This is a genomic window from Modestobacter sp. SYSU DS0875, assembly GCF_054050915.1.
Genome location: NZ_JBJHAH010000016.1, coordinates 84315 through 94432, shown reverse-complemented (window position 1 = coordinate 94432; position 10118 = coordinate 84315). Strand labels below are relative to the sequence as shown.

9 protein-coding genes are annotated in these 10118 nt (G+C 74.3%); 6 read left to right on the top strand and 3 right to left on the bottom strand.

Annotated elements, in window-relative coordinates; translation table 11 throughout:
- Positions 1–111 precede the first annotated feature (111 nt).
- Positions 112–2079, bottom strand: a complete 1968-nt coding sequence (locus tag ACI79Y_RS11995; RefSeq protein ID WP_457158701.1) for a glycosyltransferase — start codon at positions 2077–2079, stop codon at positions 112–114.
- Positions 2080–2101: 22 nt separating this feature from the next.
- The gene (glf, locus tag ACI79Y_RS11990) at positions 2102–3289 is read right to left on the bottom strand and encodes a UDP-galactopyranose mutase (protein WP_457158700.1); all 1188 of its coding nucleotides are present in this window, start codon (positions 3287–3289) and stop codon (positions 2102–2104) included.
- Positions 3290–3483: 194 nt separating this feature from the next.
- On the opposite strand from glf, the gene ACI79Y_RS11985 reads away from it, so the two are divergent.
- From ACI79Y_RS11985 to ACI79Y_RS11970, 4 genes are read left to right on the top strand one after another with little or no spacing between them, the layout of a single operon-like run.
- The gene (locus ACI79Y_RS11985; RefSeq protein WP_457158699.1) at positions 3484–4401 is read left to right on the top strand and encodes a glycosyltransferase family 2 protein; all 918 of its coding nucleotides are present in this window, start codon (positions 3484–3486) and stop codon (positions 4399–4401) included.
- A 1-nt stretch (position 4402) separates the two neighbouring features.
- A complete protein-coding gene (locus tag ACI79Y_RS11980; protein WP_457158698.1) occupies positions 4403–5503 on the top strand; it encodes a mannose-1-phosphate guanylyltransferase in 1101 nt (366 codons plus the stop codon).
- Positions 5504–5539: 36 nt separating this feature from the next.
- A complete protein-coding gene (locus ACI79Y_RS11975) occupies positions 5540–6310 on the top strand; it encodes an SDR family NAD(P)-dependent oxidoreductase (protein ID WP_457158697.1) in 771 nt (256 codons plus the stop codon).
- The gene (locus ACI79Y_RS11970) at positions 6307–7233 is read left to right on the top strand and encodes a DNA-3-methyladenine glycosylase family protein (protein ID WP_457158696.1); all 927 of its coding nucleotides are present in this window, start codon (positions 6307–6309) and stop codon (positions 7231–7233) included. The genes ACI79Y_RS11975 and ACI79Y_RS11970 overlap by 4 nt, the downstream gene beginning before the upstream one ends.
- Here ACI79Y_RS11970 and rfbA read toward each other — a convergent pair.
- The gene (rfbA, locus tag ACI79Y_RS11965; protein ID WP_457158695.1) at positions 7218–8090 is read right to left on the bottom strand and encodes a glucose-1-phosphate thymidylyltransferase RfbA; all 873 of its coding nucleotides are present in this window, start codon (positions 8088–8090) and stop codon (positions 7218–7220) included. The two genes, ACI79Y_RS11970 and rfbA, sit on opposite strands and share 16 nt — an antisense overlap.
- A 112-nt stretch (positions 8091–8202) precedes the next feature.
- On the opposite strand from rfbA, the gene rfbB reads away from it, so the two are divergent.
- Positions 8203–9219 (top strand): dTDP-glucose 4,6-dehydratase, encoded by a 1017-nt coding sequence (gene rfbB, locus ACI79Y_RS11960; protein WP_457158694.1) that lies wholly within the window; start codon positions 8203–8205, stop codon positions 9217–9219.
- Complete coding sequence (gene rfbD, locus ACI79Y_RS11955) at positions 9216–10103, top strand: dTDP-4-dehydrorhamnose reductase (RefSeq protein ID WP_457158693.1); 888 nt, start codon at positions 9216–9218, stop codon at positions 10101–10103. Before rfbB ends, rfbD begins: the two co-directional genes overlap by 4 nt.
- The last annotated feature ends 15 nt before the right edge of the window (positions 10104–10118 follow it).

Here is a 10118-nt window from a genome sequence, read left to right as displayed (position 1 = left end):
CGGCCGGCCAGCTGTTTGCACCGGTGAGAGCCCCCCGGGGGCGCGGTTCGGGGGTCACGCGTGTGGGGCCCGGCCCGCGGGCCGGGCCCCCCTCTCGCGTACCGCTGTGGCTCAGACGCGCCGCGAGCCCCAGGACTCGAAGGCCTCGGCCCAGCGGTCGACGGAGGTCAGCTCCGCGGCGGCCGCCTGCCACCGGCGCTGCAGTTCCGGCCACTCACGGCTCATCTGGCGGAGCAGCTTCGCCGACCCGGCCGACAGCCGGCGGAAGGCCTCCGGGTCGCGCTGCCGGAAGGTCACCCCGCGCCCGTCAGCGGTGCCGACCGTGGCGCTGTCCAGCCGGGCGAGCATGAACCAGCGGGCGTCCTGGAACGCCAGGTTCAGCTGCGGGACCTCGCGGTGGGCGGGGTCGACCGGGGAGACGTTGTGCGCGATCGCCTTCAGCAGGGTCGAGCCGATCTGCGGCGGGGTCACCGGGATCTTGCGGAAGCCGATGGTCTCCGCCGCGCTCATCGAGGGCAGCGGCAGCGCCGCGGAGGAGGACAGCACCCGGCCGTCGGGGTGCTTCTTCCGGGTCTCCCGTGCGCGGCCCACCGACCCCGGCATCCCCTCGAAGAGGCTCTCCGGGCCGGCCAGGAAGTCCCGGTAGGCCATGTGGTGCAGCTCGACCGTGGAGTACTGCAGGTTGATCAGGAAGCGGAGGTCGTGCTTGATCATCTCCGGGAAGAGCCGGCCACCGTGCTTGTGCGGCGAGTGCAGCGCCGCCGCGATCAGCCGGTTGCGGATGTGGAAGTAGGCCTGCCAGTCGCTGGCGTCGTCCTTGTCACCCCACGAGAGGTGCCAGATGGCCGCACCCGGCAGTGACACGGTGGGGAAGCCCGCCGCGAAGGACCGCAGGCCGTACTCGGCGTCGTCCCACTTGATGAAGACCGGCAGCGGCATGCCGACCGCCTCGAACACCGTGCGGGGGATCAGGCACATCCACCAGCCGTTGTAGTCGACGTCGATCCGCCGGTGCAGGTCGGGTGACTGGCGCAGCGTCTTCTCGCCGAAGTCGTGGAAGTACTCGGTGTTCGGGGCGTTCCGCCAGAAGAAGTTCGACCGGTCGACGATCTCGCCCATGGTGTGCAGCACCGAGCGGTCCTGCAGGGCGAGCATCTGGCCGCCGACCAGCACCGGCTGCTGGGCGTAGGCGGCGAACGCGCGGGCGCGCAGCAGGCTGTCGGGCTCCAGCTGGATGTCGTCGTCGAGCAGCACGTGGTGGGTGGCCTCGCTGCGGGTGAAGGCCTCGTGCATGGTGCGGGCGAAACCACCGCTGCCGCCGAGGTTGGGCTGCTCGACGATCCGCAGACGGTCGCCCAGGGCCTCGGCCACCGCCGGGTACTGGGCGGCGTCCCGCACGTGGTCGTTGCCCTGGTCGGCGACGACGGCCAGGTGCAGCAGGTCGCGCACCACCTCGTCCTCGACCAGCGCGGTCAGCGCGGCGACGGCGTCCACCGGGCGGTTGTAGGTGCAGATGCCGACCGACAGGCGCGGCACCACCTCGGGTGCCCGAGGTGCGTACCAGCCGGCCCGCCGGACCGTGGTCTCCTCCTCGGTGGTGACGTCGAACCAGTACCAGCCGCCGTCGACGAACGGCCCCAGGTCCAGCTCGAACTCCAGCGTCCGCTCGTCACCGCCCTCGTGGGTCGCGCCGGTGATGTGCATCGACTCGCCGTCGGCCTTGGACCGGTAGACGTCGACCCGGCAGGTGCCGGCGACCGTCACCCGGAGGACGACGCTGTCCAGCACGCTCCAGCGCCGCCAGTAGCTCGCCGGGAAGGCGTTGAAGTAGGTCGCGAAGGACAGCTCGGCGCCGGGGCCCACCTCGGCCGTGTACCGGTCCACGGCGCGGATCCGGTTGCTGTTGGTCTCGTCCACGTACAGGCTGCGGACCTTGAGCTGGTCGGCCGGTCGTGGCAGGAGCACCCGCTGCAGCAGCTCGACGGCCTTGCCGGGCGCCAGGTCCTCGGCGGTGGGCTCGCTGACGACCTCGGGGGAGACGGGGGCGTCCTCGGGGGCGATCGGTTCGGTCGTCGTCATGGTGCTGCTCAGTCCTCAGTGCTCAGTCGTCGAGGCGGCCGTCGAGCGAGCCACCCTCGTCGAAGAAGGGCCGGATCCGGTTGTCGAACATGCTCAGGGCGGAACCGATGGCCATGTGCATGTCCAGGTACTTGTACGTGCCCAGCCGGCCGCCGAAGAGCACACGCTTCTCGGCCGCCTCCTTCCGGGCCAGCTCCCGGTAGGTCTCCAGCTTGGCGCGGTCCTCGGGGGTGTTGATCGGGTAGTACGGCTCGTCGCCGCTCTGGGCCGAACGCGAGTACTCGCGGACGACGACGGTCTTGTCCGCCGGGTAGGCGCGCTCGGGGTGGAAGTGCCGGAACTCGTGGATCCGGGTGAACGGCACGTCCTCGTCGGCGTAGTTCATCACCGAGGTGCCCTGGAAGTCGCCGATCGGCAGGACCTCGGTCTCGAAGTCCAGCGTGCGCCACCCCAGCTCGCCGGCGGCGTAGCCGAAGTACTTGTCGATCGGGCCGGTGAAGACCGTCGGCACGTCACCCGGCAGTTCGTCCCGCACGTCGAACCAGTCGGTGGACAGCCGCACCTCGATGTCCGGGTGCTCGGCCATCCGGGTCAGCCAGGCGGTGTAGCCGTCGACCGGCAGGCCCTCGTACGTGTCGTTGAAGTAGCGGTTGTCGAACGTGTAGCGCACCGGGAGCCGGGCGATGACCGCGGCCGGCAGCTCGGTGGGGTCGGTCTGCCACTGCTTCTTCGTGTACCCGCGGATGAACGCCTCGTAGAGCGGACGGCCGATCAGCGAGATGGCCTTCTCCTCCAGGTTGGCGGCCGACGCGGTGTCGAACTCGCCGGCCTGCTCGGCGACGAGCGCGCGGGCCTCGTCGGGGGAGAAGCTGCGGCCGAAGAACTGGCAGAGCGTGGCCAGGTTCATCGGCAGGGAGTAGGTCTGGCCGTCGAAGATCGAGTAGACCTTGTGCTGGTACTTCGTGAACTCGGTGAACTGGTTGACGTACTGCCAGACCCGCTCGTTGCTGGTGTGGAACAGGTGGGCGCCGTACCGGTGCACCTCGATGCCGGTCTCCGGCTCGGGCTCGGAGTAGGCGTTGCCGCCGATGTGGTCACGGCGGTCGAGGACCAGCACCTTCTTGCCCAGCTGGCTGGCCACGCGCTCGGCCACGGTGAGGCCGAAGAAGCCGGAGCCGACGACGACGAGGTCAGGGGGCGCACCAGTCACGGGGACCGACGGTACCCGGGCGGCCCGGGGGGGCCACGACCGCACGCCGGTCCCGGCGCCCCTCGGCACCCGTCGTGGCACACCCACCCCAGGCGTCGCTCCCGCACCCGGGGTGCTCCGGGTCCCGCGCCGCCGTGGCCGGTGGCGGCCGGTCCAGGCGCAGGTCGGCGACCGCGCGCCTCTAGGGTCGGCCCGTGCGTCCTCCCGTCCCGGTCCCCCCGCTCCGCGTCGTCGCGGTGACGTACTCACCCGGTGAGGCGCTCGACGGCTTCGTCGAGTCGCTGGCCGCGGCGACCACCCGGGCCACCGACGTCGTGCTCGCCGACAACGGCTCCACCGACGGCGCGCCCGAGCGGGTGGCGGCGGCGCACGGCAACGTCCGGCTGCTGCCCACCGGCGGCAACGTCGGGTACGGGGCGGCGGTCAACGCCGGCCTGGCCGACGTCACCGAGGGCTGGGCGCTGGTGGCCAACCCCGACGTCCGCTTCGAGCCCGGCTCGGTGGACGAGCTGCTCGCCGCCGCCGCCCGCTGGCCGCGGGCGGCCACGCTGGGTCCGGCCATCCGCACGCCGGAGGGCGAGCTCTACCCGTCGGCCCGGGACCTGCCCCGGCTCTCGACCGGCATCGGCCATGCGGCGTTCGGGTGGTTCTGGCCCGCGAACCCCTGGACGGCGCGGTACCGGCGTGAGCGGGAGGCGCCGCGGGAGCGCCCGGCCGGGTGGCTGTCGGGCTCCTGCCTCCTGGTCGACCTGGCCGCCTTCTCCGCGATCGGTGGCTTCGACCCGGGCTACTTCATGTACTTCGAGGACGTCGACCTCGCCGAGCGGCTGGGCCGCCGCGGCTGGCTGAACGTCTACGTCCCCTCCGCCGTGGTGGTGCACGAGGGCGGTCACGCCACCCGGCGCCAGCCGCACCGGATGGCGCGGGTGCACCACACCAGTGCCCTGCGCTACCTCTCCGCCCGGCACCCCGGCCCGGGCAACGCGCCGCTGCGGGCCGCGCTCCGCGCGGGGCTGGGCGCCCGGATGCTGTTGTCCTTCGTCAGCGGCCAGGTGGCCGCCGGGGCCCGCTTCCAGCGCGGCGCCGACGACCTCGACCGATCGGAGCGGTGACGTGCAGCACGCGGTGATCATGGCGGGCGGTTCGGGCACGCGGCTGTGGCCGCTGTCCCGGGCGGCCCGGCCCAAGCAGCTCCTCGACGTGGTCGCCGAGGAGGGAGGGGGCGCGCACAGCCTGCTGGCCGAGGCCTTCGGCCGCCTGCGGGCGGTCCTCCCCGCCGACCGGATCTGGGTGTGCACGGCGGCCGGTTACGCCGACGCGGTGCGCGCCGCCCTGCCGGAGCTCGCCGCCGACCGGCTGGTCCTCGAGCCGGTGGCCCGGGACACCGCCAACGCCGTGGGGCTGGCCGCCGCCCTGGTCGCGGACGTCGACCCCGACGCCGAGCTGGCCGTGGTCAGCGCCGACCACGTCATCCGCCCCGTGGAGCGCTTCGCGGCGGCCCTGCGGACCGCCTACGCCGTCCTGGCCGCCCGGCCGCGCGCCCTGGTGACCCTCGGCGTCACCCCGACGTCACCGGCCACCGGCTTCGGCTACGTGCAGAAGGGGGCGCCGACCGGCGTGCCCGGCGCGGCCGAGGCGGCGGCGTTCAAGGAGAAGCCGGACCGGGCCACCGCCGAGGCGTACCTCGCCTCGGGCGACTACGTCTGGAACTCGGGCATGTTCGTCTGGCGGGCGCGCACCGTGCTGGACGCGCTGGCCGAGCACCTGCCGGAGACCGCCGCCGGCCTGGCCCGGGTCGTCGCCGCCCCGGCCGGCGCGGAGCGCGACGCCGTGCTCGCCGAGGTCTTCCCGACGCTGCCGAAGATCAGCGTCGACTACGCGGTGCTGGAGCCCGCGGCCACCGAGCCGGGCCGGGTGGCCGTGGTCGACCTGGACGTCGACTGGCTGGACGTCGGCTCCTGGCCGGCGCTGGCGCACACCCTGCCCACCGACGCCGCCGGCAACGCCACCCAGGGGCTCACGGTGCTGGCCGACAGCGCCGGCAACGTCGTCCTCAGCGACGACCCCGACCACCTGGTCGCCCTCGTCGGGGTGCGCGACAGCGTGGTCGTGCACACCGCCGACGTCACCATGGTCTGCCCGGTCGCCGACGCCGAGCGGGTGAAGCAGCTGCTGGCCCTCGTCGAGGAGCGGTTCGGCCGCCGGTTCAGCTAGGCCGGGTGGTCGCCGCCGGTGGTTAATCTCGCTGCCATGACCGACCTCGACGTCGCCGCTCTCGTCACCGGCGGGGCCTCCGGGCTCGGCGCCGCCACCGCGCGGGCCCTCGCCGCGGCCGGTGCCGCGGTGACCGTGGTCGACCTCGACGCCGACCGCGGCGCGGCGCTCGCCGCCGAGCTGGGCGGGGCAGCGTCGTTCGTCCGCACCGACGTGACCGACGAGGCGTCGGTGCAGGCCGCGGTCGCCGACGCCGCCGGCAAGGACCGCCCGCTGCGGATCGCGGTGAACTGCGCCGGCATCGGCCACGCCGGCCGGCTGCTGAGCCGCGACGGCGCCCCGCACGAGCTGGGCGCCTTCACCCGCACGGTGACGGTGAACCTGGTCGGCACGTTCAACGTGCTCCGGCTGGCGGCCGCGGCGATGGCCGCCACCGACCCGGGCCCGGACGGGGAGCGCGGGGTCGTGGTCAACACCGCCTCGATCGCCGCGTACGACGGGCAGGTCGGGCAGGTCGCCTACGCCGCGTCCAAGGGCGGCATCGTCGGCATGACGCTGCCGGCCGCCCGGGACCTCGCCCCGGTCGGCGTCCGCGTGGTCACCATCGCCCCCGGGATCGTCGACACCCCGCTGCTGGCCGCCCTGCCGGAGGCCGCGCGCACCGCGCTGGCCGAGAACGTCCCGTTCCCGCGCCGGCTGGGGCGGCCCGAGGACTTCGCCGAGCTGGCGCTGGCCCTCGTCCGGCAGGGTTACCTCAACGGCGAGGTCGTCCGGATGGACGGCGCGCTCCGCATGGCGCCCCGGTGACGGCGGTCGCACCTGCGCACACCGCCACGCGGACCTGGGTGCCCGACTGGCCGCTGGACGTGCGCCGGGTGCTCTCCCGCGACCGCCGGGGCACCGGCGACCCGACGCTGCGCTACGCCGACGACGGCGTCTGGCGCACCACGACGACCCCGGACGGCCCGGCCACCCTGCGGGTCAGCGGGGGACCGGGCGGGCTGCGCCTCGACGGCTGGGGCCCCGGGGCGGACTGGGCGGTGGCGACCGGCCCGCGCTGGCTGGGGGCCGAGGACACCCCCGGCGGGTTCGACCCGGCACCGCACCCGCTGCTGGCGCGGCTGCACCGGGCGACCCCGTGGCTGCGGCTGGGCGCCACCGGCCGGGTCTGGGACGCGCTGGCGCCGGCGGTGCTGGAGCAGAAGGTGACCGGGATCGAGGCGCACCGCACCTGGCGGGAGCTGCTGCGGCTGGCCGGTGAGCCGGCGCCGGGCCCCGCGCCGGTCGGGATGCGGGTGGTCCCCTCGCCCGAGCGGGTGCTGGCGGTCACCGACTGGCAGTGGCACGCCTGCGGCCTGGACGGCGCCCGCCGACGCGCCCTGCGCGCGGTCGCCTCGGTCGCCTCCCGCCTGGAGGTCGACGACCACGGCGGCTGCGCCGGCCTCCGCCGCCGGCTGCAGTCGGTGCCGGGCATCGGGGTGTGGACCGCCGCCGAGGTGGCCCAGCGGGCGGTGGGCTGCCCGGACTCGGTGAGCGTCGGCGACTACCACCTGAAGAACCTGGTCGGCTGGTCGCTGGCCGGCCGGAAGACCGACGACGCCGGCATGCTGGAGCTGCTCGAGCCGTGGCGCGGGCACCGGCAGCGGGTGGTGCGGCTGCTGGAGGTGGGCGGGAGCATGCCGCCGAAGCGGGGGCCGCGGATGGCCCCGACCGACTACCGGCGGTTCTGACCCAGCAGGCCCAGCAGGTAGTCGCCGTAGCCGCTCTTGGCCAGCGGCTCGGCGGCCCGGCGCAGCCCGTCGTCGTCCAGCCAGCCGTTGCGCCAGGCGACCTCCTCGATGCACCCGATCTTCAGCCCCTGCCGCTCCTCGACCACCGAGACGAACTCGGTGGCCTGGCGCAGCGAGGTGAAGGTGCCGGTGTCCAGCCAGGCGGTGCCCCGGTCCAGCGCGGTGACGGTCAGCCGCCCCTGCCGCAGGTAGTGCTCGTTGACCGCGGTGATCTCCAGCTCGCCCCGGCCGCTGGGGGTGATGCCCCGGGCGACGTCGACGATGTCGGCGGCGTAGAAGTACAGCCCCGGCACCGCGTAGCTGCTCTTCGGGCGGGCCGGCTTCTCCTCGATCGACAGCACCCGGCCGGCGGCGTCGAACTCCACGACGCCGTAGGCCGCTGGCTCGGCGACGTGGTAGGCGAACACGTGCCCGCCGTCGGGCTCGGGCAGCCGGGACAGGGCCGTGCCGAGGCCGGCGCCGTAGAAGATGTTGTCGCCGAGCACCAGCGCGGCGGACTGGCCGTCGAGGAAGTCGGCGCCGATGAGGAATGCCTGCGCCAGGCCCTCCGGTGCCGGCTGTACGGCGTAGTCGATGCGCATGCCCAGCCGGGCGCCGTCGCCGAGCAGGCGGGCGAAGGAGTCCCGGTCCCCGGGGGTGGTGATCACCAGCACCTCGCGGATGCCGGCCATCATCAGCGTCGAGAGCGGGTAGTAGATCATCGGCTTGTCGTAGACCGGCATGAGCTGCTTGCTCACCCCGAGGGTGATCGGCCACAGTCGACTGCCGGTTCCCCCGGCCAGGATGATCCCGCGCACCCGGTCACGGTAGGCGGCGCCGGCCCTGCCCCGGCAGCGGCGCTCACCCGCCCGGATGAGGACCCCGGCGTCGCGCCCCTGGCCCCTGCGGCGGCGGCTACCGTCTGCGGACATGCGCGTCCTGGTCACCGGCGGAGCCGGCTTCATCGGATCGCACTACGTGCGCACGATGCTCTCGGGGGGGTACCCGGGCTTCGAGGACGCCGAGGTGACCGTCTTCGACAAGCTCACCTACGCCGGCAACCCGGCCAACCTCGCACCGGTCGCCGACAGCCCGCGCTACCGCTTCGTGCAGGGCGACATCTGCTCGGCCGCGGACCTCGACGCCGCGCTCCCCGGGCACGACGCCGTCGTCCACTTCGCCGCGGAGTCGCACGTCGACCGCTCCATCGGCGGTGGGGCCACCGACTTCGTGGTCACCAACGCGCTGGGTTCGCAGCAGCTGTTCGAGGCCGCCCTGCGCGCCGGCGTCGGCCGGGTGGTGCACGTGTCCACCGACGAGGTGTACGGCTCGATCGACTCAGGTTCGTGGACCGAGGAGCACCTGCTCGAGCCGAACTCCCCGTACTCGGCCTCCAAGGCCGCCAGCGACCTGATCGCGCGCGCCTACGCCCGGACCTACGGCCTGGACGTCTCGATCACCCGGTGCAGCAACAACTACGGGCCCTACCACTACCCGGAGAAGGTCATCCCGCTGTTCGTCACCAACCTGCTCGACGGGCTCACCGTGCCGCTCTACGGCGAGGGCGCCAACGTGCGCGACTGGCTGTTCGTCGACGACCACTGCCGCGGCATCCAGCTGGTGCTGGAGCAGGGCGCCGCGGGCGAGATCTACAACATCGGCGGGGGGCGCGAGCTGTCCAACCGGGAGCTCACCGAGCAGCTGCTGGCCGCCACCGGCCGCGACTGGAGTTCGGTGGAGCAGATCGTCGACCCCCGCGGCGGGGGGCACGACCTGCGCTACTCGGTCGACTTCTCCAAGACCGCGGCGCTGGGCTACGCACCGCGGATGCCGTTCGAGGAGGGCCTGGCGCTGACGGTGCAGTGGTACCGGGACAACCGCGCCTGGTGGGAGCCGCTCAAGGCCGCCGCGGCTCCCACGACCGGCACGGCGACGGCGCGGGCATGAGCGGGCAGCCGACCGCCTGGCTGGTCACCGGCGCCTCCGGGCAGCTGGGCACCGACCTGCAGCGCCTGCTCTCCGGACAGGACCTCACCCCGCTGGGCCGGACGATGCTCGACCTGACCGACGAGGCCCAGGTGCGGGACGTGGTCGGCCGCTGGCGGGACGACGCGGTGTCCCGCGGTGCCCGTCCGGTCGTGCTCAACGCCGCCGCCTACACCGCCGTCGACGCCGCGGAGTCCGACGAGGCCACCGCGCAGCGGGTCAACGGCGAGGCCCCCGGCTGGCTGGCCGAGGAGCTCGCCGGCGTCGGGCGGCTGGTGCACGTCTCCACCGACTACGTCTTCGCCGGTGACGCGCGGACCCCCTACGGCGTCGACGACGAGCCCGCGCCCCGCACCGCCTACGGCCGCACCAAGCTGGCCGGCGAGCGGGCGGTCGCCGCGGTGGGCGACGACGCCGTCGTCGTCCGCACCGCCTGGGTGTACGCCGCGCACGGCAGCAACTTCGTGCGGACGATGCTGCGGCTGGAGTCCGAGCGCGACACCGTCTCCGTGGTCGCCGACCAGACCGGCAGCCCGACCTGGTCGATGGACCTGGCCCGCGGGCTCGTCGAGCTGGCCGGCACGCAGGTCCGCGGCGTGCTGCACGCGACCGACGCCGGCACGACCACCTGGCACGGTCTCGCCCGGGAGGTGTTCGCCCTCTCCGGCGCCGACCCGGACCGGGTGCTGCCCCTCACCACCGCGGAGTTCCCCCGGCCGGCGCCCCGGCCGGCCTGGTCGGTGCTCGACCCGGCAGCCTGGCGTGCGGCCGGGCTCACCCCGCTCCCGGCCTGGCAGGAGTCGCTCCGCGCGTGCCTGGCCGAGCTGGGCGCGCTGGGGAGCTGACCGACTGCTCGGGAC

What these genes read in the sequence shown, in the direction of transcription:
- ACI79Y_RS11995 (WP_457158701.1), bottom strand. Translation starts at nt 2,079, where the DNA reads ATGACGACGACCGAACCGATCGCCCCCGAGGACGCCCCCGTCTCCCCC.
- ACI79Y_RS11975 (WP_457158697.1), top strand. Translation starts at nt 5,540, where the DNA reads ATGACCGACCTCGACGTCGCCGCTCTCGTCACCGGCGGGGCCTCCGGG.
- rfbB (WP_457158694.1), top strand. Translation starts at nt 8,203, where the DNA reads ATGCGCGTCCTGGTCACCGGCGGAGCCGGCTTCATCGGATCGCACTAC.
- rfbD (WP_457158693.1), top strand. Translation starts at nt 9,216, where the DNA reads ATGAGCGGGCAGCCGACCGCCTGGCTGGTCACCGGCGCCTCCGGGCAG.